At 67.1% G+C, this 25441-nt stretch carries 23 protein-coding genes and 1 pseudogene; all 24 read left to right on the top strand.

The features are described 5' to 3' along the window. Positions 1-296 (top strand): hypothetical protein (locus EB084_03160; GenBank protein ID NDD27246.1); only part of this gene is annotated, 296 nt, incomplete at its 5' end. 67 nt (positions 297-363) lie between these two features. Beyond that, positions 364-1662, top strand: a complete 1299-nt coding sequence (locus tag EB084_03155; GenBank protein ID NDD27245.1) for an HlyC/CorC family transporter — start codon at positions 364-366, stop codon at positions 1660-1662. Between the two features lie 2 nt (positions 1663-1664). Next, entirely contained in the window at positions 1665-2996 is a 1332-nt protein-coding gene (locus tag EB084_03150; GenBank protein ID NDD27244.1) for an HlyC/CorC family transporter, read from the top strand. Continuing rightward, positions 2993-4147 (top strand): aminotransferase class V-fold PLP-dependent enzyme, encoded by a 1155-nt coding sequence (locus tag EB084_03145; protein NDD27243.1) that lies wholly within the window; start codon positions 2993-2995, stop codon positions 4145-4147. Before EB084_03150 ends, EB084_03145 begins: the two co-directional genes overlap by 4 nt. Next, on the top strand, positions 4144-4875 hold the full coding sequence (locus EB084_03140) for an alpha/beta fold hydrolase (protein NDD27242.1): 732 nt from the start codon (positions 4144-4146) through the stop codon (positions 4873-4875). Before EB084_03145 ends, EB084_03140 begins: the two co-directional genes overlap by 4 nt. Before the next feature lie 68 nt (positions 4876-4943). Beyond that, the gene (gcvT, locus tag EB084_03135; GenBank protein NDD27241.1) at positions 4944-6098 is read left to right on the top strand and encodes a glycine cleavage system aminomethyltransferase GcvT; all 1155 of its coding nucleotides are present in this window, start codon (positions 4944-4946) and stop codon (positions 6096-6098) included. A gap of 66 nt (positions 6099-6164) precedes the next feature. Continuing rightward, the gene (gene gcvH / locus EB084_03130; GenBank protein NDD27240.1) at positions 6165-6569 is read left to right on the top strand and encodes a glycine cleavage system protein GcvH; all 405 of its coding nucleotides are present in this window, start codon (positions 6165-6167) and stop codon (positions 6567-6569) included. 2 nt (positions 6570-6571) lie between these two features. After that, a pseudogene (locus tag EB084_03125) lies at positions 6572-7845 on the top strand (aminomethyl-transferring glycine dehydrogenase subunit GcvPA). A 57-nt stretch (positions 7846-7902) separates the two neighbouring features. Continuing rightward, positions 7903-9375: a glycine dehydrogenase subunit 2 gene (locus tag EB084_03120; GenBank protein ID NDD27239.1), complete on the top strand. Its 1473-nt coding sequence runs from the start codon at positions 7903-7905 to the stop codon at positions 9373-9375. A 46-nt stretch (positions 9376-9421) separates the two neighbouring features. Then, positions 9422-9670, top strand: coding sequence for a zinc ribbon domain-containing protein (locus EB084_03115; GenBank protein ID NDD27238.1), 249 nt, complete (start codon positions 9422-9424; stop codon positions 9668-9670). Positions 9671-9733: 63 nt separating this feature from the next. Beyond that, a complete protein-coding gene (locus EB084_03110) occupies positions 9734-10240 on the top strand; it encodes a GNAT family N-acetyltransferase (GenBank protein ID NDD27237.1) in 507 nt (168 codons plus the stop codon). Next, positions 10230-11765 (top strand): histidine ammonia-lyase, encoded by a 1536-nt coding sequence (hutH, locus tag EB084_03105; protein ID NDD27236.1) that lies wholly within the window; start codon positions 10230-10232, stop codon positions 11763-11765. The genes EB084_03110 and hutH overlap by 11 nt, the downstream gene beginning before the upstream one ends. A gap of 1267 nt (positions 11766-13032) precedes the next feature. Then, positions 13033-14253 (top strand): type IV pilus twitching motility protein PilT, encoded by a 1221-nt coding sequence (locus tag EB084_03100; protein ID NDD27235.1) that lies wholly within the window; start codon positions 13033-13035, stop codon positions 14251-14253. Positions 14254-14314: 61 nt separating this feature from the next. Beyond that, positions 14315-15085, top strand: a complete 771-nt coding sequence (locus EB084_03095) for a YggS family pyridoxal phosphate-dependent enzyme (protein NDD27234.1) — start codon at positions 14315-14317, stop codon at positions 15083-15085. Between the two features lie 294 nt (positions 15086-15379). Beyond that, on the top strand, positions 15380-15844 hold the full coding sequence (locus EB084_03090) for a cell division protein SepF (protein ID NDD27233.1): 465 nt from the start codon (positions 15380-15382) through the stop codon (positions 15842-15844). A 450-nt stretch (positions 15845-16294) separates the two neighbouring features. Beyond that, positions 16295-16771, top strand: coding sequence for a hypothetical protein (locus tag EB084_03085; protein NDD27232.1), 477 nt, complete (start codon positions 16295-16297; stop codon positions 16769-16771). 94 nt (positions 16772-16865) lie between these two features. Next, positions 16866-17228 (top strand): radical SAM protein, encoded by a 363-nt coding sequence (locus EB084_03080; GenBank protein NDD27231.1) that lies wholly within the window; start codon positions 16866-16868, stop codon positions 17226-17228. Then, on the top strand, positions 17131-18051 hold the full coding sequence (locus EB084_03075; GenBank protein ID NDD27230.1) for a coproporphyrinogen III oxidase family protein: 921 nt from the start codon (positions 17131-17133) through the stop codon (positions 18049-18051). Before EB084_03080 ends, EB084_03075 begins: the two co-directional genes overlap by 98 nt. Before the next feature lie 89 nt (positions 18052-18140). Then, the gene (hrcA, locus tag EB084_03070) at positions 18141-19166 is read left to right on the top strand and encodes a heat-inducible transcription repressor HrcA (GenBank protein ID NDD27229.1); all 1026 of its coding nucleotides are present in this window, start codon (positions 18141-18143) and stop codon (positions 19164-19166) included. 128 nt (positions 19167-19294) lie between these two features. Continuing rightward, positions 19295-20704, top strand: coding sequence for a nucleotide exchange factor GrpE (gene grpE / locus EB084_03065; protein NDD27228.1), 1410 nt, complete (start codon positions 19295-19297; stop codon positions 20702-20704). 45 nt (positions 20705-20749) lie between these two features. Then, on the top strand, positions 20750-22594 hold the full coding sequence (gene dnaK, locus EB084_03060) for a molecular chaperone DnaK (GenBank protein NDD27227.1): 1845 nt from the start codon (positions 20750-20752) through the stop codon (positions 22592-22594). A 101-nt stretch (positions 22595-22695) separates the two neighbouring features. Next, the gene (gene dnaJ / locus EB084_03055; GenBank protein ID NDD27226.1) at positions 22696-23835 is read left to right on the top strand and encodes a molecular chaperone DnaJ; all 1140 of its coding nucleotides are present in this window, start codon (positions 22696-22698) and stop codon (positions 23833-23835) included. Between the two features lie 2 nt (positions 23836-23837). Continuing rightward, the gene (gene prmA, locus EB084_03050; GenBank protein ID NDD27225.1) at positions 23838-24680 is read left to right on the top strand and encodes a 50S ribosomal protein L11 methyltransferase; all 843 of its coding nucleotides are present in this window, start codon (positions 23838-23840) and stop codon (positions 24678-24680) included. Beyond that, positions 24681-25430, top strand: coding sequence for a 16S rRNA (uracil(1498)-N(3))-methyltransferase (locus EB084_03045; protein ID NDD27224.1), 750 nt, complete (start codon positions 24681-24683; stop codon positions 25428-25430). Positions 25431-25441: the final 11 nt, after the last annotated feature.

Genomic DNA, 25441 nt, shown 5'->3' with positions numbered 1-25441 from the left:
TCTGGCTCCTGGCCATCGGCTGGCTGGTTCACGCGGCCATGCACGGCCCAGGGCCTGTGACCGAGTTCCCCAAGACGTTTGCCATCAAGATGGTCGTGGCGTCTGCCGTTGCCGCCGTGCTCGCCTTCCTGGTGCCCATCTCGCTGCTCGACGATTCATCGCACCACGCCAACGCCTGGTGGGTAGCCTGGCTCTGGCCCCCTGTGATGGCACTCATGCTCGTGGCAGATCTCGTGGCTATCGGGGGGGCTGCGTCGAAGCTGATGCCTTTGCTCGCGTTGCTGAAGCGACACTAGTGGACGTTCCCCCAAGTACCTGCCGGCGCCCGTTCCCCTGCGCGACCGCTCCTCTGGAGCGTGCCGCTTGCTGACACTCGTCTCCATCTTCATCCTGCTGCTCGTGAACGCCGTGTTCGTGGCGGCCGAGTTCGCCTCGGTGTCGGTGCCCGTAGTGCGCATCGAGCAGCTCGCCGAGGAGGGGAACACCCTCGCGCGCCTGCTGCTGCCCAACATCCGCGACCCCATCAGCCTGCGCCGCTACGTGGGCGCCTGCCAGGTCGGCATCACCGCGTCGAGCCTGTTCCTGGGCGCCAGCGGCCAGGATTCCATCGCCGCGCAGGTCTCGCCGTACCTCGAGCAGACGGGGCTGTCCGCGGTCACGGCCGCCACCGTGGCGACCGTGGCGACGCTCATCGTGCTCACCACGCTGCAGGTCGTGCTGGGCGAGCTGGTTCCCAAGTCGGTGGCCATGCGCTATCCGGAGCGGGTTGCCACGTGGCTGTCGGTGGTGCTCACGGCCTGTCAGAAGGCCTTCTCCCTGCCGCTCAACGTCATCGACGCCACGGCCCGCGTGTTCCTCAAGATGATGCGCATCGAGCTCCATGGCGAGCGACACGTGCACTCGCCGGAAGAGATCGAGCTGCTCATCATCAAGGGCCACGAGAAGGGCGAGTTCGAGGACGAGGAGCACAAGCGCCTGGTTCGGGTGCTGCGCTTCGGCGAGCGGCAGGTGCGCGAGGTGATGATTCCCCGCACCCGCATGCGCGCCATCGATCGCACCGCCGCGCCCGACGAGATCCTCAACCTGGCGGCCACCAGCCCATACACGCGCATCCCCGTGTACCACCGCAACATCGACAACGTGGTGGGGCTCTTCCACTGCAAGGACGTGGCCCTCGCTCTTGCGCAGGGCCGCGCCATCAGCATGGATCGCCTGCTGCGCCCCATCCCCATGGTGCCGTTCGCCATGAAGTGCGACGAGGTGCTGCAGACCCTCCGGCGTGAGCGGGCCCAGATGGCCATCGTGGGCGACGAGTACGGAGGCACCGCGGGCCTCGTGACCATGGAGAACCTCTTCGAGGAAGTGCTCGGCGACGTGCAGGACGAGTTCGACCGAGAGGCCCCCAGCCTCCAGCCCGACGGCGACGGCGCCTGGCTCGCTCGGGGCGATCTCTCGCTGGCCGACCTTGAGGAGGAGCTCGATCACGCCTGTGACGAGGAAGACGTGACCACGGTGGGCGGTCTGGTCATGAAGCTGCTCGGCCGCGCCCCCCAGACCGGCGACCACGCCCGTGGCGCCGGTCTCGTCTTCGACGTGGTGGAAGCCCGCGGCCGGCGCGTGCACCTCGTGCGCCTGCGCAAAGACGCGAGAGGAGACGCCTGACCGTGGAGCTCGTTCTGCTGCTCGTGGTCTCGTTTGCCCTCATCTTTGCGAACGGCTTCTTCGTGGCCGCTGAGTTCGCCCTCATCTCCGCCCCCAAGCCGCGCCTCGAGCAGCTCGCCCAGGAGGGGAACCGGGTGGCGGCCCTGGCTCTTGCGACCGCCAGCACGGTGAGCCGCCAGGAGCACTTCGTGGCCACCTCGCAGCTCGGGCTGTCGCTGGCCAGCCTGTTCCTGGGCATGTACGCCGAGCACGGCCTGGTGGGGTATTTCGCGGAGCGCCTTCCCATGGTGCATCCTCACGTGGTGGCGTCGGTCATCGTGCTCGCGTTTCTCACCTTCTGGCACATCGTGCTCGGCGAGCTGGTGCCCAAGAGCATCGGCCTGCTCCGCGCCGAGCCCGTGATTCTCATGCTCATCCGCCCCATGCTGGTGCTCGGACGCATCTTCGCGCCGCTGGTGTGGGTGCTGAGCCGCATCGGGCAGGGGGTGCTGCGCCTGCTCCGCCTGCCCGCCTCGCATGACGTCTCGTTCGTCTACTCGTCGGAGGAGCTCCGCCTCATCATGGAGGAGAGCCACGAGAAGGGCATGCTCGAGGGCGAGGAGCACGAGCTCATGCAGAACGTCATCGACTTCGGCGAGCGGGCGGTGCGCCAGGTGATGGTGGGGCGAACCCGCATCGTGGGCGTGCCGGTCGACGCCACGGTCGATGAGGCCCTCAAGCTCGTGGTGGCCGAGGGCTACACCCGCTACCCGGTGTACGAGCGCGACATGGACCACATCGTCGGCATGGTGCACGTGAAGGATCTCATCCGCAGCCGGCGGCGCTTCCCGGGCGATCGTCCCGTGCGCCAGATCAAGCGCGACCTGCCGTTCGTGCCCGAGACCATGCTCACCGACGAGGTGTTCGAGAAGATGCGCGACGAGCGGGTGCAGATGGTCGTGGTCTTCGAGGAGAATGGCGGCACCGCGGGCCTTGTCACCATGGAGGACCTGGTCGAGGAGGTGTTCGGCGAGGTTCGTGACGAGTTCGATGCCGAGGAGGTCGAGCCCATCACCACGCTGCCGGACGGCAGCCTGCGCGTGCAGGGCGACGTGCCTCTCGAAGACGTGGCCGACGCCTTCGACCGTGACGACTGCGAGTGGGAGGGCATCGATCGCGTCACGGGGCTGGTGGTCGACGAGCTCGGCCGTCCACCGCGGGTGGGCGATGTGGTCGAGAACCAGAATCTTCGCATCGTCGTCGAGTCGGTGCTCGACAAGACGGTTGGCATGGCGCGGGTATACAACCTTGCACCGCAATTCTCTGAGGAAGACGAGCTCGATCTGGGAACGTGATCTATCTCGACAATGCCGCTACCTCGTACCCCAAGCCGCCGTCGGTGGTGGACGCCGTCGCCGCGAGCCTGCGCGCTGACGCGGGCAGCCCCGGTCGCGGGGTGCACGCGGGCGCTCGCCGCGTGAGCGCGGCCATCGAGCAGGCCCGAGCCGAGGTGGCCGCGTTCATCGGCGCCCCCGACGCCGCGCGTGTCGCGTTCACAGCGGGCGCCACCGATTCGCTGAACGGCGCCATTGCGGGCATGCTCGCCGTCGCTCCCGGCGCGGTGGTGGTCACGCCCCTCGAGCACGCCTCGGTGATGCGCCCTCTTCGCGCCGCCCAGGCGCGAGGGCTGTGCACCGAGATACGCCTCGCTCCCCTCGATGCGGCTCGGCGCCTCGACATCGATCGGTTCCGCGCCATGCTCGACGACGATGTTCGCCTGGCCATCGTCAGTCACGTGTCGAACGTCATCGGGGTGGCGCACGACGTCTCCGCGGCCGCCGCAGCCTGCCGTGAGAGAGGCGTGCCGCTGCTGGTCGACGCAACGCAGTCGGTAGGGGTGCTCGATCTCGACGCCGCGCGGTTCGATCTGCTCGCGTTCTCTGGGCACAAGAACCTCTGCGGCCCGGGCGGCGTGGGCGTGCTGCACGTGGGCGAGGGCGTTGCGCTGCCGCCCTGGCGGGTGGGGGGAACCGGAGGGTTCGCCTCCGATCGCCTCACCCATCCGGTCGAGCTGCCCTGGCGCTACGAGGCGGGGACGCCGAACGCCTCCGGCATCGCGGGGCTGGCCGCCGGGCTGGCGTTTGTGCGCGAGCGGGGACTCGCGCGGGTGCGCCAGCACCACTTCAACCTGACACGGCGCCTGCTCAGCCAGCTCGTGATTCTCGAGCCCCACCTCGAGGTGCTCGAAGCGGCGCCGGACATCGCCCTCGTGTCGTTCCGTCTGCGCGGATGGAGCCCCGTCGATGTTGCGCGCGTGCTTGATGAGAGCTTTGGCATCGCGGTGGGCGCGGGGCTCTCGTGCGCGCCGGACGCCCACGCCTTCCTGGGGACGTTGCCTGATGGCGCGGTGCGGGCCAGCGCTGGCCTGCTGAGCACCGAGGCTGACGTCGACGCCCTGGGCAGCGCGCTCACCGAGATGGCCGCCATGGAGGTGTACACGTCGTGACCACGGGTCGATCGCTGCGCGCGCTCATCCTGCACGGCTTCACCGGAAGCCCGTCGACGGTCGACGCCCTGGCCCCCATGTGCGCGGCCCGCGACCTCGAGTACGCCATCCCGACGTTGCGTGGCCACGGCACGGTGCCCGAAGACCTGCTTGGCGTCACGTGGCGCGACTGGTACGAGGACGGTGAGCGGGCCTTCGAGGCGCTGGCCGCCGACGACGCTCGCGTGCTGGTCATGGGGCTGTCGATGGGAGGGCTCGTGGCCCTCGACCTGGCTTCGCGTCATCGAGAGCGCGTGGCGGGGGTGGTGACCATCGCCGGCGCCCTCGAGCTGTCGTCGCCGCTGCTGCCGCTGCTGTCGCTCATCGCTCCGTTCAAGACGTGGTGGAAGGGGGCGCCCGAGGCCCATATGCCGGGGGAGTCGGCCACCTATGCCCGCTTCCCCCTCAGTGGAGTGCGCACGCTGCTCGACTACCAGAAGGTGGTGCGGGGCCGACTGTCTGAGGTCACGGCCCCCATCCTCGCCGTGCAGACCTGGAACGACGCCACGGTGCGTCCGCGGTCCGCCCGCGCGATTCTCGAGGGGGTGTCGTCTCGCGACCGTGAGCTGGCCCGCTTCTCCCGATCGGCGCACGACATGCTCACGGGGTGCGAGCGCGATGCCGTGGTGGCGCGCATCGGCGCCTGGGTCGACGCGCGCCTCCCAGCGTGGTGGGTCGCCCACGCCTGAGGCGCAGGAGATCGAGGGGGCTCGAAGAAGGTAAGCGCCCCTTTGCCCACAGACGAGGAGCCACACCCATGACCGAGACCAAGACGAAGCTCAAGCGTACCCCGCTCTACGATCGCCTGCGCGAGTTCGGCGGCAAGTGGGTCGACTTCGCCGGCTGGGAGATGCCCATCCAGTTCACCGGCATCATCGAAGAGCACCGTGCGGTGCGCGCCGAGGCCGGCCTGTTCGATCTCACGCACATGGGCGAGCTCGAGGTGCGCGCCGACGATGTGGCCCAGTGCGTCGAGTTCGTCAACGGCCTGGTATCGAACGACATCTCGACCCTGAAGCCAGGCGCGGCCATGTACACGGTGGTGTGCAACCCGCGCGGCAACATCCTCGACGACATCATCGTCTACCGCTTCGAGAGCCACCTCATGCTCGTGGTGAACGCCTCGAATCGCGACAAGATGCACGCCTGGTTCCGCATGAAGGCGCCTGGCGGCATCACCGTCACCGATGTGAGCGACGACGTGGCCCTCATCGCGCTGCAGGGTCCCAAGGCAGAAGCGATCCTCGCGCCGCTGGCATCGGTCGACATCACGAAGATCGCATACTACCACTTCGACGGCGAGTGGCTTACGAAGCGCCCCCTGGTCACCGTGGCCGGTGTTCCGTGCATCATCTCGCGCACGGGATACACGGGCGAAGACGGGTTCGAGCTCTACGTCGAGAACCAGCACGCCACGGCCCTCTTCGACGCGGTGTACGCGGCCGCGAAGCCCCACGGTGGGCGGCCCATCGGCCTCGGCGCCCGTGACACGCTTCGTCTCGAGGCGAAGTACGCGCTGTACGGCAATGAGCTCGATGAGCACACCAATCCCATCGAGGCGGGCCTGAGCTGGGTGGTGAAGCTCGCCAAGCCGGCCTTTGTGGGGCGCGAGGTCCTCGAGGCCGTGAAGGCCGAAGGATCAGCGCGGGTGCTTGTCGGCCTTCAGATGCTCGAGCGCGGCGTTCCGCGCCACGGCTTCGAGGTGCACAAGGATGGCCGCCCCGTGGGCGTGGTCACCAGCGGCACCTTCTCGCCAACCCTCGAGCAGGCCATCGCCCTGGCCTATGTCGAGCGCAGCGAGGCGAAGCTGCACGCCATCGGCACCGAGCTCGACGTCATCGTTCGCGGGGCCCCGTGCCGCGCTGTCGTTGTGAAGACCCCGTTCCATCGCGGCTCGGTGAGATCGAGCTGACCCCTGGCGCCTTGCGGGAAACCGCAAGAATCCCCCCCATCCCACATTCCGAGGAGAGCGAACCGCATGTATCCCGAAGATCTCAAGTACAGTGAAGAGCACGAGTGGGTGCGCGTCGACGGCAACACCGTCACGGTCGGCATCACCGATTTCGCGCAAGATGCGCTGGGCGACATCGTCGACATGGAGCTGCCTGACGCGGGCGCCAGCGTGACCTACATGAAGGAGTGCGGCGCCATCGAATCGGTGAAGACCGCATCCGACCTGTTCTCACCGGTGACGGGTCGCGTGACCGAGCGCAACGAGAGCCTGCTCTCGCGCATCGACGGCAAGAAGAACGCCGAGTTCCATCCGGAGTGGGTCAATCAAGATCCCTACGGCAAAGGCTGGCTCTTCAAGGTCGAGATCACCGACGGCGGCGCCCTCGACAAGCTCATGTCGTCGGCCGACTACGCAAAGCACGTGGGCTGATCATGGGGTACCTGCCGCACACCGCTGAAGAGACGCGTCAGATGCTTGACGTCATCGGCGTCTCCACCATCGATGACCTGTTCGCCGACATCCCCCCCGAGGTGCGCTTCAAGGGTGAGATGGCCATTCCCCCGGCCGCGCCTATCGCCACTTCATCCCCAGCGCGGTCGACGCGGTGATCTCGCGCGGCGAGTTCGCCACCGCCTACACTCCATATCAGCCTGAGGCCAGCCAGGGAACGCTGCAGGCCATCTTCGAGTTCCAGTCGATGATCTGCCGGCTCACCGGTCTCGACGTGTCGAACGCCTCGCTCTACGACGGCGCCAGCGCCACCGCCGAGGCCGCCACGCTGGCGGTGGCGTCGACGGGTCGCTCGCGCGTCGTGGTGTCGCGGGCGGTGCATCCGGAGTACCGAGAGGTGTTGAAGACCTACTTCGCCGCCGCGGGGGAGGTCGAGGTGGTCGAGGTTCCCTTGCGCGACGGCATCACCGATCACGACGCCGCCCGCGATCTCATGGGGCCAGACGTGGCCGCCCTCATCGTGCAGGATCCGAACTTCTTCGGCATCGTCGAGGCCAGCGAAGCCCTCGTGGCGCACGCACACGCCCACGACGTGAAGGTCGTGGCGGTGACCACCGACCCCACGTGCTGGGGGCTGCTGCGCCGTCCCGGACAGTGGGGCGCCGACATCGCGGTGGGCGAGGCGGCGGCCATGGGGCTTCCGCTCAGCTATGGCGGGCCGTATGTGGGCTTCATCGCGGTGAAAGAAGAGTTCGTGAAGCGCCTGCCAGGGCGTCTTGCGGGGCTCACCACCGATCTCGACGGGCGGCGCGGGTTCTGCCTTACCCTGCAGACACGAGAGCAGCACATCCGTCGTGAGAAGGCCACCTCGAACATCTGCACCAACCAGTCGCTCTGTGCGCTGGCCGTGACGGTCTGGCTGGGCGCCATCGGTCCCCAGGGGCTGTCGGAGATCGCCGGGGCCAGCGCCCGTCGCGCCCGCTACCTGCGCCAGCGGCTCGTCGAGACCGGCCTGCTGACGCCGAGCTTCGACAAGCCCTTCTACCACGAGTTCGCGATGCGCGCCACGGTCGAGCCGTCGCAGATCAACGCGACGCTTGCCGCGCACGACATCGTCGGCGGTTACGCACTGGGCCGCCACTACCCCGAGATGGCCGAGCACATGCTGTTCTGTGCCACCGAGGTGCTGTCCCGAGCCGACATCGATCGGGTCGTGGAGGCCCTCGCCTCGCTGCGCAGCCCCGCGCTGCGCTGATTGCACGGCGCGGGTCTCGCCGAAGGAGGCCGCGCCGAGAAAGTGCTGGAGAGTCGAATGCAGTTCGCTGAACCCCTGATCTTTGAAATCGGCGTCCCGGGACGCCGCGGCGTGGCGCCGCCTCCCGACGACACCCCCGAGGTGTCGCTGAGCGACCTCGAGCAGGCGGGCCTCACGACCGCGAGCGTGCCCGCGCTGCCGGAGGTGTCGGAGCTCGATCTGCTCCGCCACTTCACGCGTCTGTCGCACCTCAACTTCTGCATCGAGACCCACTTCTATCCGTTGGGCTCGTGCACCATGAAGTACAACCCCAAGGTGAACGAGCGCGTGGCGCGCCTGCCGGGGTTTGCCTGGCTGCACCCCAACCAGCCGGAAGAAGACGCCCAGGGCGCGTTGCAGCTCATGGCCATGCTCGAGTGCGCCCTGTGCGGCGTGGCCGGCATGGACCGCTTCACGCTGCAACCCGCCGCGGGTGCGCACGGCGAGATGACCGCCCTGCTCATGGTGCGGGCCTACTTCAAGAAGAAGGGGCAGCCGCGCAACAAGGTCATCATCCCTGACTCGGCGCACGGCACCAACCCGTCGAGTGCGCGCCTGGCCGGCTTCGACGTGGTGACCGTGAAGTCAGACGACCGTGGGAACGTTGATTTCGACGCCCTCGACAAGGTCGTCGACGAGCACACCGCGTGCATGATGCTCACCAATCCGAGCACGCTCGGGGTGTTCGAAGAGAACATCGTGCGCATCTCGAAGCGCCTGCGTGAGGTGGGCGCGCTGCTGTACTACGATGGGGCCAATCTCAATGCGCTCATGGGCAAGGCCCGTCCGGGCGACATGGGCTTCGACCTGGTGCACATCAACCTGCACAAGACCTTCAGCACGCCGCATGGCGGCGGTGGCCCCGGCTCCGGACCCGTGGGGGCCCGAGGCGAGCTCGTCGACTTCCTGCCCAGCCCCCTCGTCACCACCGAGGGCGGTCGCGCCCATCTCGTCGATGCGCCGCACACCATCGGACGGGTGCGGTCGTTCAATGGCAACTTCGGCATGCTCGCCCGCGCCTACGCCTACATCCGCGCCTACGGTCCGGACGGGCTGCGCAAGGTGAGCGAGAACGCCGTGCTCAACGCCAACTATGTGCTCGCGAAGGTACGTGGCGCATACGATCTGGCGTTTGATCGTCGCGCCATGCACGAGTTCGTGCTCACCGGCAAGCGCCAGAAGAAGCAGGGCGTTCGTGCCCTCGACATCGCCAAGAAGCTGCTCGACTACGGCTTTCACGCGCCCACGGTGTACTTCCCCCTCATCGTCGAGGAAGCCATCATGATCGAGCCGACCGAGACCGAGTCGCGTCAGACCCTCGACGCCTTCGCCGAGGCCCTGGTCGACATCGCGCATCGCGCGGCGGACAGCCCCGAGAGCGTCGTGGGGGCGCCCCGCACCCTGCCGGTGCGACGTCTCGACGAGGTGACCGCGGCGCGCAACCCGGTGCTCAAGTGGGCGCCGACGGAGGGCGTCACGGCGCCGGCGTGAGCGCGCGCGGTTTGAACAAACGAGAGGGCTCTGCTATATTGGCCTCATGCCCATCTATGACTTCCGATGCGCGGCGTGCGAGATCACGTTCGAGCAGTTCTGCCGCACGGTGGCCGACGCAACCAGCGTTGTCTGCGCTGATTGCGGCGGTGCCGTCTCTCGGCGCTTCTCCCCCTTCCGGCTCGGAGGCTTTGCCCCCGGCCCCATCGACGGCGACACCACCGAGCGCTCAGAGTCGAAGAGCGGGTGCTCGTCGTGCGCGACCCAGGCCTGCTCGACCTGCAGCGTGCTCTGACGCGCAGACGCTCCACGCAGGCGCGGCCGGCGCGCGTCGCGGCACCCGTGGGAGGGCGGTCTGATGGGCTTCACCATTCGCGCGGCTCGCGTCGAGGATCTGCCCAAGGTTGTAGATCTGGCGGTAGATGCTGTCTCGCACAGCGTCTCTCCGTTTCGTGAGATACCCCCCACCGAGGTGCAGGAGTTCCGTCGCCGCGACCTGCTGGCGCTCAACGACGCCATCCATCAGCCTCACGTGGGCATCTTCATGGCAGAGGAGGAGGGGAGCGGCCGCTTCCTGGGCCATGTGGTCATCGTCTGCGGCTACACTGAGTCGTCGACGGGCGAGTCGCAGGGCTGGATCTTCGACCTCGCGGTGGTTCCCGACGCGTGGAGCCACGGGGTGGGGCAGGCGCTCATGCGCCGCGCGGAAGACTTCTCGCGCTCGCGCGGATTCAAGTACATCGGCCTGGGTGTCACCACGGCGAACGAGCGCGCCGTGCGCTTCTACGAGCGCATGGGGTACGCCGAGGAGCGCAAGCGCATGATCAAGATCCTTGACCTCGAAGCGCCGAGCCATGGCGGCTGAGTCGCTCTGCGTCGGGGATCACAGCCTGACGGTCTCCGATGTGGCCCGGGTGGCCCGTGATGGGGTGCGGGTCGAGCTCGGCCCCGCGTGCTTCGAGCGGGTGCGGCGCTCGCGGCGGTTCATCGAGGAATGGCTCGCCAGCGGTCGTACGGCCTACGGGGTCAACACGGGCTTCGGGTCGCTCGCTTCGGTGCGCATCTCTCCACGCGACATCAGTGATCTGCAGCGCAACCTCGTTCGGAGCCACTGCGCGGGAGTAGGGGAGCCCATGCCCGAGGAGAAGGTGCGCGCCATGCTCCTCCTGCGGGCGTCGGCGCTCGCGCAGGGCTACTCCGGCGTTCGTCTCGAGGTGATTCAAGCGCTGATCGACCTGCTCAACCATCGCCTGCATCCGGTGGTGCCGCAGCAGGGCTCGGTGGGGGCAAGCGGAGATCTCTCTCCTCTCGCGCACCTGTCGCTGGCGCTCATCGGAGAGGGCGAGATCTTCTGCGAGGGACGCCGCATGAGCGCGGCGCGGGCGCTCAAGCGGGCGGGTCTCGCGCCGCTGCAGCTCGGGGCGAAGGAGGGCCTGGCCCTCATCAACGGCACCCAGGCAATGACCGCGTACGGCGCTCTCGCCATGCACGACATGGACGTTGCGCTGCGCACCGCCGACGTCGTGGCGGCCATGTCGCTCGAGGCGCTCATGGGCACCGACTCGGTCATGCACGCGCGCCTCCACGACGTTCGCCGTCAGCCCGGACAGGCCGCGGTGGCCGCGCACATGCGCGAGATCCTGGCCGACAGCCCGCTGATCCAGGGGCACAAGGACTGCTCGCAGGTGCAAGACGCCTATTCCCTGCGCTGCATCCCGCAGGTTCACGGGGCGGCTCGCGACGTGCACCGCTATGCTGAAGACGCCATCGAGCGCGAGCTGTGCGCCGCCACCGACAACCCGCTCGTGTTCCCGGAGGAGGGGCTCATCATCAGCGGTGGCAACTTCCATGGCGCGCCCGTGGCGCTGGCGATGGACAGCGCCGCCATCGGGCTCACCTACATCGCCAACATCTCCGAGCGGCGCACCTATCGTCTGCTCGATCCCGCGCTGAGCGGCCTGCCCCCGTTCCTCTCTCGGGGCAGCGGGCTTCACTCGGGCCTCATGATCAGCCAGTACACCGCGGCCGCCCTGGCGTCCGAGAACAAGGTGCTGGCCCACCCGTCGAGCGTCGACACGATTCCCACCTCGGCAGGGCAGGAAGACCACGTGAGCATGGGCATGACCTCGGCGCGCAAGCTGGCGCGCCTGGTCGAGCACACCTTCACCATTCTCGGCATCGAGGCCATGTGCGCCGCGCAGGCCCTCGACTTCCGCAATCCACCGGCGTTCGGGCGGGGTACCCGGGCAGCCTACGAGACCGTGCGGGCACACGTTCGCCCGCTCGAGTCGGATCGGGTGCTCTGCGACGACATCCAGACCGTCGGAAGGCTGGTGTCTGCGGGCACGCTCCTGTCGACGGTGGAGGCGGCCATCGGCGCGCCGGGCTGAGCCCGTGTGTCGACGCGGGCGTGCAGAACGATTCAATGAAGGGTTCTGGCCTGTCTCGGCGAACCTTTTCTGGTCATCGTGACTGCGGTGACGTCCGCCAAGCGCCTCGTTGCGGGCGGCGATCGAACCCGGCGAGGGCTGCGTCAACCCCTCGTGCCGTGCGTCTCAGGGTAAGGAGAGTATCCACGTGACTTCCACAGAAGGTCGGTCGAGAAAGATCCGTCGCGTTTCCGGGGGCGTTCGCCCGGACGCAGATGGCGCCTCCGAGAGCGAGGCCGCCACTGAAGAAGAAGGCGGTGACGCACCCGACATCTCTGGCCTGGTTCCGCCTGAGGTCGCGGCGCGCATCCAGTCACTCGACCGTCGCTTCGACGACGTGCTTCGCCGCTTCAAGCAGGTCAACGATGAGGCGGCCCGCGCCATCGGCAAGAGCGTTCAGGTTGCCGACGAGGTCGAGACCCTCAAGAGCGAGACCCTTGAGAACATGCAGGTGGCGTTCGATGAGAACGCAGAGGTTCTCGAGGCCATCGAGAAAGACGTCACCGATCTGAAGTCGCGTGTCGAGGGCTTCGACGGCCACCTCATCGAGCAGCTCGATCAGGTCAAGATCGATCTCGAAGACCGCATCGGCGAGGTCGAGAAGTCTCGTGGCGAGTTCGTCGCAGACATCGACGCGCTCAAGGCCGATGCCGAGATGTTCCGCACCGGCTTTGCCGACGCGAAACGTGCCATCGACGATCGCATGCCCGAGATCGACCGCAAGATCACCGAAGGGCTGAGCCAGGTCGACGCCCGCATCCGGGAGATGCGCGAAAGTCTCGAGCAGGCCTCTGAGGCCGCGCGTGCCAAGGCGGAAGAGGCCGGCGCCATGGCTCGGGTCGAGCTCGACGAAGCCGCCGCCGCCCTGTCAGCTTCCGGGCATTCGGGCAAGACGCTTGCAGAGACCCTGAAGTCGCTCGCCACCAGCCAGAAGAGCCAGTCCGACGCCCTCGAAGGGCGCCTGGCCGAGCTTCATGACAGCGTGGGCGGCAACGTGAAGTCGGAGATCGAGCAGCTCGGCAAGCGCCTCGACACCGAGCTCGCCGCGGCCCGCGATGGCGCGAAGAAGGTCGAGGAGACCCTCACCGCCGCCAACGGCGCCATCGAGCGCTCGCAGGAGGCGGTACGTCAGGTCGACGCGGTCGAAGAGAGGCTCAAGCCGCTTCTCGAGCGCTTCGAAGAGAGCGCGCGCCAGCTGCAGACCAGCCGCGAGCGCATCGACGTGGCCATGAAGCTGGTCGACGATGTCGAGCGCAAGGTGGCGAAGCTCGTTGCGCCCATCGACGACGCCCTCGAGCAGCTTGAGTCGTTCGAGTCGTTCGCCAGCCAGGGCGAGCTCGGATTCGAGCTGCACGACCTGTTGCAGGTCATGATCAAGCACAACGCCTCCGACCTCCATCTCAAGGTCGGCTCACCGCCCACCGTGCGTCTCGATGGCGAGCTCATTCCCGTGGGCAACGACGTGCTCACCGACAACGACTGCAAGCGGCTCATCCTCGGGGCCATCTCGAAGAGCCAGCGCCGTCAGCTCCTCCAGAGCAAGGATCTCGACTTCGCCTACGCCATTCCCGAGGCGCGCTTCCGCGTCAACGCGTTCCTGAGCCGAGGCTCGGTGCACTCCGCGTTCCGCCTGCTGCGCACCGAGATGCCCAGCATCGACAGCCTCCATCTGCCGCCGGTGCTGAAAGACCTCTCGCTGCGGCACAGCGGTCTCGTGCTGGTCACGGGCCCGGCGGGCAGCGGCAAGTCGACGACCCTGGCCGCGATGATCGATCACATCAACGCGACCCAGAAGAAGCACGTCATCACCATCGAAGACCCCATCGAGTTCCTGCACAAGGACAAGCAGTCGATCATCACCCAGCGCGAGCTCGGCGCCGACACGCAGTCGTTCCAAGACGGTCTGCGCCAGGCGCTGCGTCAAGATCCGAACGTCATTCTCATCGGTGAGATGCGCGACGCCGAGACCATCATGACCGCGGCCGTGGCGGCCGAGACAGGCCACCTGGTGCTGTCGACGCTCCACACCCAGAACGCGGTTCAGGCCGTCGATCGAATGATCGACGTGTTCTCCGGCGAGCAGCAGCGCCAGTTCCGCATGCTGCTGGCGAACACGCTCCGCGGCGTGGTCTCTCAGCGCCTGCTCCAGCGCGCCGACAGTCAGGGCCGCGTGGCCGCGGTCGAGGTGATGGTGGCTACCTCCACCGTCACCAGCCTTATTCTCGAGGGCAAGACGAACGAGATCTACCCCTACATCGAGCAGGGTACGTCTGAAGGCATGCAGACCTTCACCGCCTCCCTGTCGCGACTTCTGGAGCAGGGCCTCATCACCAAGGACGAGGCGCTCTACCACGCCGACCAGCCGACCGAGCTCCGTCTCAAGGTCGACGGGCACACCTCTGGCTCGGCCCAGTACAGCGAAGGTGACACGCTGATGAACTGGCTGTGAGTCGCGTCTCCTCGCGAGGCGTGCCGCAGCCCCTGGCAAGCAATACGAGCACAGTGCACCCGTGGCGCAGGTCGCATCGTCTCTGAACATCCAACATATTCGAGAAACAGGAGGTGATGGAGCCGTGCAGACCGCACAAGCTCCCTCGAGCATAGCCGCAAGCTATGAGCGCGTGACGACACGAATTCGCAGGACCTGCGACCGTCTCGGCATCCGTTACAGTGATATCACGGTGGTGGCGGTGACCAAGACCGTTGAGGTTGCGCGCGTGCGCGAGGCCATCGCAGCGGGGATCACTGATTTCGGTGAGAACTATGTTCAAGAGGGTCGTCCCAAGATTCAGGCCATCGGTCGAGATCGCGGACGCTGGCACTTCATCGGTCACCTGCAGAAGAACAAGGTGAACTCGTGCCTCGATTACTTCGATCTCGTGCACTCGGTCGACAGCCTCGACCTGGCGCGTCGCATCGCGTCTCGCGCGCAGCAGCAGAACCGTACCTGCCCGGTGCTGCTCGAGCTGAACCTGTCGGGAGAGACCACCAAGTTCGGGGTGCGGCCGCCTGACCTCATCCCCCTCATGGAGGGCATCGAGCAGCTCGACAACATCGAGGTTGCGGGGCTGATGACGATTCCCCCGATGCGCGATGATCCGGACGACTCGCGCCCCTTCTTCCGCCGTCTGCGCTCCCTGGCCGACGACCTCGATCGACGGGGATATCGCCGATGGAACCGCCGATACCTCTCGATGGGAATGACCCACGATTTCGAGGCGGCGCTCATGGAAGGGTCGAACATCATCCGCATCGGGCGCGGCATCTTCGGCGCGCGCTGAGCCCACCGAAGCTTCTGGCCCACACACGAGCCTTCTCGGCGCTGCCGAGGAGGCTCGTGCACGTTCTGGCGGTCGCGCGTCGGGGGGGATGCGCCGCGGGTCGGTGAGGCGCGGGGCACTCGAAAAAATTGGCTGACGGGGCCGCAGGGACGAGACAGGTGTGTATTGAATACTGTTCAAAATGCCCACGTGGCGAAGTCGCGCTCCCAGGCGAGACTGCCACGAAGCCAATGAAGTTGAAGACGCGCCGTCTCTCTCGCTGGCGAGGCGATCCGAACTCGGAGGAAGACGAACATGGCCGTTGGTATGCTCGAGCGCGTACGCCGCTTCTTTGCACTCGAAGAGTCTGACAGCTACTCCATCAGCAGCAGCAGCATCGAGGCCCTTCAGCAGCATCCTCAGATGTCGGCCCCCGTTCGTCAGATGAATCGCTCCAACATCGTGAACCTGCCGCTCCGGCGCCCGGGCGCGCAGCAGATCGTTCTCCTTGAGCCCTCGTCGTTCGGTGAGGCGCGTGAGGTCGCTGAGGCGCTCAAGCAGAAGAAGCCCATCATCGTGAACGTGCGCAAGACCGACAAGGACCTTGCGCGACGCATCGTCGACTTCCTCAGTGGAATCGCCTACGCCATCGACGGTCACATGACCAAGATTGCCGACAGCATCTACATCTTCGCGCCTGCCACGGTCGAGATCGTGAGTCAGGGCGATCAGCCCGACTACCAGAAGGAACAAGACAGCCTTTTCAACTCCGGCGGGTAGTCCACCAGCGGCGCTCGAGAGATGAAAAGCCCGCCGACTCGTTACGAGAAGCGGCGGGCTTGAGAGGTTCGAGCTGTGTTGTTTTGTGAGGAGAGAGGCGTCACCAAGAGATTCCGCTCTCAGTGACCAGGGGAACGAAGACCCCGTCGCTAGGCATCCCGTCGTCACGTCGTGACGTCAGTGAACCCCTCGACTGTCTCCACCGACAGCATATCGGGTCTCGCAAATCTCGCGGCAAAACCGACGCCCCCGCTTGTTAACGTTCTGTTGCGTAGACGTGAACTCGTGCGCTGCGCCTGTTCAGGTTCAGATCTGCCAGCGGTTCACATGTTGGAAACATCGCGGCAATCGTTCGTTCACGCCCGCCCCGTACACTTGAACCCAACAAGGTGGGACTCGGCATCTGGCCCCTCTCGCGTCATGGGGGGGCACGTACGGGAGCAGAGGAAGTTGAACCGTTCTCTTTTCATCGCGTTGTTCGCGACTGCGCTTCTGGTGATGGGCCTGGGCGTCTCGCCCGTCGCTGCGGCGACCAGCCCGATCTCCTACCTTTCCATCTCGCTGGTTGAGCCAGGAACCCATCGGCTGGTGCCGCTCAAGATCTTCTGCGATGGCCAGCTGCGGCTCAATCGCACCGCGCGCATCCCTCGGGGCGCGACCTTCCACGTCAAGATCGTCGCCCCCAGGGGACGCTACGTCGAGACGGTCTTCCGCGACGACTTCGACACCCAGTTCAACCTGCCATCTCGGGCCCGCCGCGTCGGAAGCGGCGCCAAGTCGTTCACCTGGACGATGCCCACGCGGTTCGTGGGGGGGAGCGTGGAGGTCTTCGTGGCGCTCTTCGCCACCGTGAACGAGGAGACGTGCAAGCTCGAGGAGCCGCTCGATCGCACGGGCTGGATCACGCTCGGGCAGACCAGCCTCTGAATCGCGCGGGGGGCGCGTGCCGCGCGCGGTCTGATGGCTGCACGGCGTGTGCCTGGTAGGGAACCGGGGCGGCGCCGGGAGAAGTCAGACGTTCATGGGGCTCTACATCCACGTTCCCTACTGCGAGGCCAAGTGCCACTACTGCGATTTCAACTCGTACGCGGGTCGAGAGCGTGAGTTTCGCGCCATGGCGGCGGCGCTGGTCGACGACCTCGAGACCGCTGCCCGCGGCGTGGGAACTGCGCTTCCCCTTCCCCTCGGCACGGTCTTCATCGGCGGGGGAACTCCCAGCGTGCTCCCGGGCGCCGATGTGGCACGATTGATCGAGGTCGCCCGCCAGCGTCTCGGATTTGCGCCTGATGTGGAGATCACGTCAGAGGCCAACCCCGGATCGCTCACCGCCGACTGGCTCGAGAAGGTCATGGCGGCGGGGCGTGCAGTCGCTCGACGACGCTGAGCTCGCCCGGCTCGGCCGGGTGCACACGCGCGCGGTGGCCACAGAGGCGGTGCGCATCGCCCGTCGCGCAGGCGTCGGCAGTGTGAGCATCGATCTCATCTTCGGGCTTCCCGAACAGACCGTCGAGCAGTGGCGGCACAACCTCGAGGCCGCACTTGAACTCGAGACCGACCACATCTCCCTCTATGGTCTCATCGTCGAGTCGGGAACGGCGTTCGGCCGTCGACACGCCGAAGGGACCCTCGTCGTGCCGGACGATGACGTGCAGGCCGAGATGTACGACATCGCCAGCGCGCGAATGCGCGCGTGCGGATACGAGCAGTACGAGATATCGAACTACGCCCGCCCGGGGCACCGCTGCCGCCACAACGCGCTCTACTGGCGCAACGAGCCGTATCTCGGGGTGGGCCCCGGCGCGGTGAGCTATCTCGACGGCTGGCGCCACACCCGCTGCCGCAATCCTGTCGAGTATGTGCGGCGCGTGCGCGCTGGCGGCTCGCTGACGGTGGAGGCCGAACGGGTGAGCCAGGCCGCGTGCCTCACCGAGACGATCATGCTGGGGCTGCGCACCCGAGATGGTCTCGACCTCGCGTGGCTCTGCGCGCGCTTCCCGGACCTGCTCGATCGGGTCCGGCTCGATGCGGCCATCGACGACCTTGCGGGAGACCTCCGGCAGGCGGGCATGCTGCGCGTCGAGGACGGGCGCATGTTCGTCGACGGTGACGCGCTGATGGTATCGAATGGCGTCATGGAGAGATTTCTCGACCTGCCGGCGCTCTTGACATCCCGGGGGGGGTCTGCTACCTTAAGGCAAGTGGTGTAAAAGGAAGGGTTTTCAGGTTTGCAGGCGGTCGGCCAGCCAGACTGAACAGGCGCGCGACGGCCACACTCCATTCGACGAGGTGAAGGGCGTTGCTTGAGCCGCGCCAGGAACGCATCCTCCTGGCGGTCGTTCGCGAGTACATCGAGACCGCAGAGCCTGTGGGGTCGGCAGCGCTGCTCCAGAAATACGCGCTTGCGTGCAGCTCGGCGACCGTGCGCCACGAGATGGCGCGTCTCGAGCAGCTGGGGTATCTCGTCCAGCCCCATACGTCGGCTGGACGGGTTCCCGTTGATCGGGCGTATCGCTACTACGTAGACCGCCTCATGGAGAAGCGCATCGCCCCTCCGCCGGAAGCGCCCGACATCGCGCGAGGCTACGCCGACAGCGAGCGCGAGATCGAGGCGCTCATCGACCACACCCGTCGCCGCCTCTCGCAGCTCACGCGCTACACGTCGCTGGTGCTCGGACCGCGCCTCGGCCGCAGCTATTTCAAGTACGTGCAGCTGGTCGGCCTCGGGCCGCGCCAGGTGCTGCTCGTCATGATGACCCACACGGGCAGCGTGGTGCACCGCGTCATCGATCTGACGTCGGCCGCAGAGTCGGTCGATTTCAACCGTCTCACCAACCTGCTCAACGATCGCCTCAGCGGCATGTCGATGGACGCCATCAGCGTCGATTTCCTGCGCGAGCTTCTCGAGCCGGTGCAGCCCGAGATCGTCACCCGGCTGGGCGAGGCGACCCGAGATCTGGCGCGGGAGTACGAGAGCCGTGTCTTCTACGAGGGGGCCTCGAACCTGCTCGATCAGCCGGAGTTCCGCGACGTGCAGAAGGCGCGGGCGCTGCTCGAGGTTCTCGAGCAGGAGACCATCCTGGCCGAGATCCTCGACAAGAGCCAGCCGAGCGAGGGCATCGGCGTGGTCATCGGCGGTGAGCACGCGCTCATGCCGATGCGCGAGTGCACCATGATCACGGCCACGTACTGCGTGGGAGGCATCCCCATGGGAACCCTCGGTGTGATCGGCCCCACGCGCCTGCAGTATGTGCGCGCGCTCTCCATCGTGAAGTGCGTCGCGGAATCGTTCGGTCAGCGTCTCACGCAGAGCAGCAGCGGCTGAGTCGGCGCGGGGCGTCCTTGTCGGTTCGCGCTCCGCTTCTCACGCGGTAGCGCAGATGAAGGTGTAGAGGTAATCGAATGGCAGTGAAGCGTCCTGCGAAGGCAGGGGGGAAGAAATCGGCCGCTCCCGTGGAGCGACAGGAGCCCGCGGTCGTCGAGGCGCCTCCCGCCGCGCCGCCTGAACCGCCCGTTGCCGCGCAGGCCACGGTTGCCACGCAGGCCACGGCTGCCGAAGAAGAGGCGATGGCAGCGCGAGAACGCATCGCTGTTCAGCGCGACATCGCCACCGCCGAGCGCGAGGCCGCCACCGCCCATCGCGAGATGGCCCTGGCTGAGCGCGAGGCGGCCATGGCGCGGCGCGAGGCTGGCGTGGCCGCCCGTGAGTCGGAGGTCGCCCAGCGTGAGCGCGCGGCCACCGACCTCAATCGTGAGATCGACGCGGTGCGCCAGGGGGCGGCGCACGACGCCGCGGGCTTCGAGCAGCGGTTGGCCGACCTCGACCGCCGGGAGCGCGAGCTTGAAGGTCGCGCCAAGGCGCTCGACGAGCGCGACGACGATCTGGCGATCCGGGAGGCCGCGGTCGAAGAGGCCCTGTCGCTCGCGGCCGAGGCAGGCGAGCCGCGCTCTCCCCAGATCGCTGACGGTGACGAGCTCTTCCTCGAAGGCCCGGATATTCCCGTGGCACCGGTGGGCGCGCCGTTCGGGGCGTCGGCTCCCGCGCCAGCAGCCGCCGCGATGGGGGCCGAGGCCGAGGCACGCATTGCAGCCGAGACCCAGCGACTGGCCGAGGAACGTGCCCAGTTCGACGAGCGCAAGAAGGAAGACGAGCGCAAGGCCAGCGAGGAGCGCAAGCGCGTGCTCGACGAGGGCGGTGCCTTCCTCGATCTGCTGCGGGCCATCTCGCCGCTCGAACCGCTCTTCGAGCGGGTGCAGAAAGCCGTGGGGCCCACGCTGAACGCCACGGTTCTTCTCGCCTTCTACAACATGGCGGTGCGCCAGCTGGCTGACCTGCTGCGGGCCGCGCCTTCCGAAGACAAGGTCGCTGCGCTCGAAGGCACGATCCACGAGCGGCAGAAGGCGCTTGAAGACGCGCTCGAGCGCTATGTCACCCTGAAGGAGGACTTCGACCGTTACCGAACTAGGGTCAAGAACGAGCAGGATTCGTTGACCACGCGGGCAGGCGAGGACGTCCTCCGACAGATCGTGCCGGTGCTCGACAACTTCGAGCGTGCCACGGCGGCCGCTTCGGGCTCCTCCAACCTGGAGGCCATCCTGAGCGGCGTGAAGATGATCCAGCGGCAGTTCGAAGATGTGCTCACCTCTTCCGGCATGGTGCCCGTGAAGGCGGTGGGGCTGCCGTTCGACCCCAAGGTCCATGAGGCGCTCATGGAGGTTGCGGTAGACGGCGTGGCTGACGAGACGGTCGTGGAAGAGATCCAGCGGGGGTACACCCTGGGCGGCAAGCTCTTCCGTCCCGCACTGGTGAAGATCGCTCGCGGCGGCGCGACGTCATCGGCGCCGCCGTCCCCGGACGCATAGCAACGGCCTCTGCGGGGCCGCGTCAATCACGAGGAGGAACACCCTGTGGCCAAAATCGTCGGAATCGACCTCGGAACGACGAACTCGCTCATCTCGATCGTCGAGGGCGGTCAGCCCGTCGTCATCCCGAGCGCGGAGGGAGACTACCTGTTTCCCTCTGTCGTCGGCTTCTCGAAGACCGGCGAGCGCCTGGTTGGCGCGGTGGCCAAACGTCAGGCTGTCAGCAACCCCGAGCGCACGGTGATCTCCATCAAGCGCCACATGGGTACCGATCACAAGGTCCAGATCGACGACAAGCAGTTCACGCCGCAAGAGATCTCGGCCATGATCCTCCAGAAGCTCAAGGCCGATGCCGAGGCCTACCTGGGGCGAACCGTCGACAAGGCGGTCATCACCGTTCCCGCGTATTTCAATGACTCTGAGCGTCAGGCCACCAAGGACGCCGGAACCATTGCGGGTCTCGAGGTCCTCCGCATCATCAACGAGCCCACGGCCTCCTCCATGGCCTACGGTCTCGACAAGCAGGACATGTCCGAGATCATCCTGGTGTGGGACCTCGGCGGAGGCACGTTCGACGTGTCGATTCTCGAGCTCGGCGCAGGCGTGTTCGAGGTGAAGGCCACCGCGGGCAACAGCCGTTTGGGCGGTGACGACTGGGACCAGCGCATCATGGACTGGATGGTTGAGGAGTTCAAGAAGCAGTCGCAGATCGATCTGCGCACCGACCGCGTCGCCATGCAGCGCCTCAAAGAGGCGGCCGAGAACACCAAGATCAGGCTCTCCAGCGACACGACGGCGCACATCAACCTGCCCTTCGTGGCCGCCGACGCGAGCGGACCCAAGCACCTCGACATGGAGCTGAGCCGCGTCAAGTTCCAGGAGCTCACCGCTGACCTGACAGAGAAGACGGCCGAGCCGGCCATGCGCGCCCTCGAAGACTCGGGGCTGCGCATCCACGACATCAACAAGGTCATCCTCGTGGGCGGCTCGACCCGCATGCCCGCCATTCAAGACAAGGTGCGCAAGCTGTTCGGAAAGGAGCCCATCCGCGACATCGACCCCGACAAGGTCGTGGCGATGGGAGCCGCCATCCAGGGAGCGGTGCTCGCCGGCGAGGTGAAGGACATCGTCCTCCTCGACGTGACCTCGCTGTCGATGGGCATCGAGACCGTGGGTGGCGTGATGACCAAGCTCATCGATCGCAACACCCAGATCCCGTGCAAGAAGATCCGAATCTTCACCACGGCCTCTGACGGCCAGACCGTCGTTGAGGTGAAGGTGCTCCAGGGTGAGCGCGAGATGGCGGCCCACAACCGACTGCTCGGAACCTTCGAGCTTCGCAACATCCCCCCGGCCCCGCGCGGCATTCCGCAGATCGAGGTCGAGTTCGACATCGACGCCAACGGCATCATCAGCGTGAAAGCCAAGGACCTGGCCACGGGCAACGCGCAGAAGGTGACCATCCAGTCGCCCACCAACCTCACGCAAGACGAGATCGGGCGCATGGTCAAGGAAGCCGCGGTCTACCACGAAGAAGACGCGAAGCGGCGTGATGAGGCGCAGACGCGCAACAAGTCGAACACCGAGCTCGACACGGCTGAGCGCACGCTGCGCGAGCTCGCCGAGCGCATCCCCCTCGATCAGCAGCGCAAGCTGCGCGACGCTGTCGAGCGCCTGCGACTCTCGCTGCAGACCTACGATCTGCAGAAGATCAAGGAAGACACCAAGCTTCTCCAGGATGTGATGTTTGCAATCTCGACCGACGCCTACTTCTCGGTCACCGGCGGTGACGAGAAGGTGGGCGCGGCAGCCAAGGCGGCCGTCGAGGCGGGAACCATCTCCGTCGACGAGCCGTCCGAAGAAGACCTGTTCAACTGGTTCAAGAAATAGCGCGCCCCCGCAGGCTCGTGAAGACGGCGGCGCGGCCCTGCGGGGCGGCGCCCTTTCTGTGTCAACCGCCTGCGTGTCGACGCGCGTTGGAGTGAAAAGCGTTGTCCACCAGAGATTATTACGAGATCCTCGGCGTCGAGCGCTCGAGCACGATTGAAGACATCAAGCTCGCCTACAAGAAGCTCGCCCGCAAGTACCATCCGGACGTGGCCGATGACAAGGCCGAGGCCGAGGTGAAGTTCCGCGAGATCAACGAGGCCTACTCGGTGCTCTCTGACGCCGAGAAGCGCGAGACCTACGACCGCTACGGGCGTGTCGATGGCGCGGGACAGGGGCCGTTCGGCGGGAACCCCTTCGGAGGCGGGTTCGGCGGGTTCGGTGACCTGGGCGACCTCCTCGAGAGCTTCTTCGGCGGAGGCGGCGGCGGTCGTGGCGGACGTCGTCCCCAGCGCGGTCAAGACATCAAGGAGACCCTCGAGCTCACCCTCGAAGAGGTTCTCAGCGGCGTCGAGAAGGAGCTGCAGGTCAATCCGGTCACGGTCTGCGGGGGGTGTCAGGGCAGCGGGGCCGCGTCTGGCAGCGCGCCTCAGGCCTGCGGCGAGTGCCGCGGCACGGGAACGATCAAGCACGTCGTCTCCACGGGCTTCGGCCAGGTGGTTCGCTCGGGGGCTTGCGTCCGCTGCGGGGGGAGAGGCCGCGTCATCGCCGATCCCTGCACCGACTGCAAGGGTCAGGGGCACGTTCTCACCAAGAAGCGGGTCACGGTGAAGGTTCCCCCCGGTGTCAGCGAGGGAGACTACATCCGCATGACTGGCCTGGGCGACGCGGGGGCCAACGGCGGCCCTCCGGGCGACCTCTACGTCGTGCTCGAGGTCAAGCCGCACGAGGTGTTCCACCGCGAGGGCTCCGACCTGCACCTCGATCGCCCCATCACGTTCACCGACGCCGCTCTCGGGGCCGAGATCGAGGTGGGAACGCTCGAGGGCGTACAGACCCGCATCAAGATCCCCGCGGGGACCCAGACACATTCCACCTTCAAGATTCGCGGCAAGGGCCTGCCCAGCGCGCGCGGTGGCCGCCGCGGCGACCTCCAGGTGCGCGTGGTGGTCATGGTGCCCACCCAGCTCAATGAGAAGCAGAAGCAGCTGCTGCGCGACTACGGGTCGGCGGGCAGCCAGGAGGCCCACGGCCACAATGGGCGCAGCTGGTTCGGTCGTATCTACGACGCCATCGTGGGCTGATCATGCAGTGGCTTCGAGGAGAGACCACCATACCGGTCGAGCAGGCTGAAGACACCCGCACCCGCCTTCTCCAGGCCGACGTGCGGGGCTGGGAGGAGCACGACGAGCCAGGGCAGGTGCGCTTCGTGCTGTACTGCGCGCAGGCCGAGGATTTCGAGCAGCGCGTGGCCGAGATCGAGGCACGCCTCGACGCCGCGGTGACGTGGAGCGCGGTCGACGATGAGGACTGGGCCCACGCCTGGAAGCGCTTCTGGAAGCCCCAGCGCATCGGGCGTCGCATCGTGGTGAAGCCCACCTGGGAGGCGTTCGAGGCGGTGGCCGACGACGTCGTCATCGAGCTCGACCCGGGCATGGCCTTCGGCACCGGAACCCACGCCACCACGCGCATGTGTCTCGAGTGGCTCGAGCTGCTGCTGCGGGGGGGAGAGCGGGTGCTCGACGTAGGCACGGGCTCGGGCATCCTCTCGGTTGCCGCGGTGCGCCTGGGGGCGCGCGAGGCCGTGGCGGTCGACAACGATCCCGTGGCGGTGCGCACGGCGCGCGAGAACGCGCAGCTCAACGCCGTCGACGACAAGGTCCGGGTCGAGGGCTCTGATCTCGTGTCGGCGTTGGCGCCCGACCATCGCTTCGAGGTTGTTGTGGCCAACATCGTGGCGGACGCCATCAAGGGGCTCGCCCCGCTCATCATCGACCGCCTGGCAGACGGCGCCTGTTTCGTGGCCAGTGGCATCATCGTCGAGCGCGTCGACGACGTGCGTGAGGCCCTCGAGGGATGCGGCCTGCGCCGGCAGGAGTGGCGCGTCGACGGGGAGTGGGCCTCTGTGTGCGCGCGTCCGGAGAGCTGAGTGGCCCGCGTGGTGGTCTCGCCCGAGGCGCGCGACGGCGACGCCTTCGTCATCGAGGGTGAGGCCTACCGTCACGCGGTGAACGTGTTGCGCGTGGCTCGGGGAGACAGCTTTCTCGTGGTTGATGGCAGCGGGCACGAGTTCACCTGTGTGGCCGAGACGCTCTCATCGCGCAGCCTGCGGGCACGGGTGACCCAGGTGCGCACGCTCTCTCCAGCGCCTGCGCTGTCGATTCACCTGTGCTGCGGCCTGCTCAAGGGAGAGAAGCTCGATCTCGTTCTGCAGAAGGGCACTGAGCTGGGGGTGGCGCGCTTCACCTTCTTCGCGGGGCAGCGCTCCACCGTGCGGATCGATCCACGTGACGAGGTGTCGCGTCGTGGTCGCTGGCAGCGCATCGTGCAGGGGGCCGTGGGCCAGAGCGGCGGCGGCGCCTACCCGGACGTCGACGGGCCGGTGTCGTTCGATACGGTTCTCACCCAGGCCGTTCAGGCCGACCTCGCGATCCTGGCCTGGGAGGGCGACGGCCACACGCCCCTCCCGCGTCTCGCAGCGGTGTTGCGGGGGCATGCAGCCCTTCGCACGGTGGCGGTGCTTGTAGGGCCAGAGGGCGGGTTCTCTGAGGGGGAGATAGAGGCCGCACGGGCGGCGGGCGTGACTCTCGTCAGCCTCGGCGCGCGCATCTTGCGCGCGGAGACCGCGGCGGTGGTGATGCCCGCGCTCCTGCTGGCGGCCTCCGGCGATCTCGGCTGAGGCCTGGTGGC

It is taken from the genome of Pseudomonadota bacterium, from assembly GCA_010028905.1.
Lineage (GTDB): Bacteria > Vulcanimicrobiota > Xenobia > RGZZ01 > RGZZ01 > RGZZ01.
The sequence above is the reverse complement of the archived record's forward strand: the minus strand, read 5'-3'. Positions and strand labels throughout refer to the sequence as shown.

Coding starts and splice junctions, on each gene's coding strand:
- gcvT (NDD27241.1), top strand. CDS start 4,944: ATGACCGAGACCAAGACGAAGCTCAAGCGTACCCCGCTCTACGATCGC.
- gcvH (NDD27240.1), top strand. CDS start 6,165: ATGTATCCCGAAGATCTCAAGTACAGTGAAGAGCACGAGTGGGTGCGC.
- EB084_03120 (NDD27239.1), top strand. CDS start 7,903: ATGCAGTTCGCTGAACCCCTGATCTTTGAAATCGGCGTCCCGGGACGC.
- EB084_03115 (NDD27238.1), top strand. CDS start 9,422: ATGCCCATCTATGACTTCCGATGCGCGGCGTGCGAGATCACGTTCGAG.
- EB084_03110 (NDD27237.1), top strand. CDS start 9,734: ATGGGCTTCACCATTCGCGCGGCTCGCGTCGAGGATCTGCCCAAGGTT.
- hutH (NDD27236.1), top strand. CDS start 10,230: ATGGCGGCTGAGTCGCTCTGCGTCGGGGATCACAGCCTGACGGTCTCC.
- EB084_03100 (NDD27235.1), top strand. CDS start 13,033: ATGAAGCTGGTCGACGATGTCGAGCGCAAGGTGGCGAAGCTCGTTGCG.
- EB084_03090 (NDD27233.1), top strand. CDS start 15,380: ATGGCCGTTGGTATGCTCGAGCGCGTACGCCGCTTCTTTGCACTCGAA.
- EB084_03080 (NDD27231.1), top strand. CDS start 16,866: ATGGGGCTCTACATCCACGTTCCCTACTGCGAGGCCAAGTGCCACTAC.
- EB084_03075 (NDD27230.1), top strand. CDS start 17,131: ATGTGGAGATCACGTCAGAGGCCAACCCCGGATCGCTCACCGCCGACT.
- prmA (NDD27225.1), top strand. CDS start 23,838: ATGCAGTGGCTTCGAGGAGAGACCACCATACCGGTCGAGCAGGCTGAA.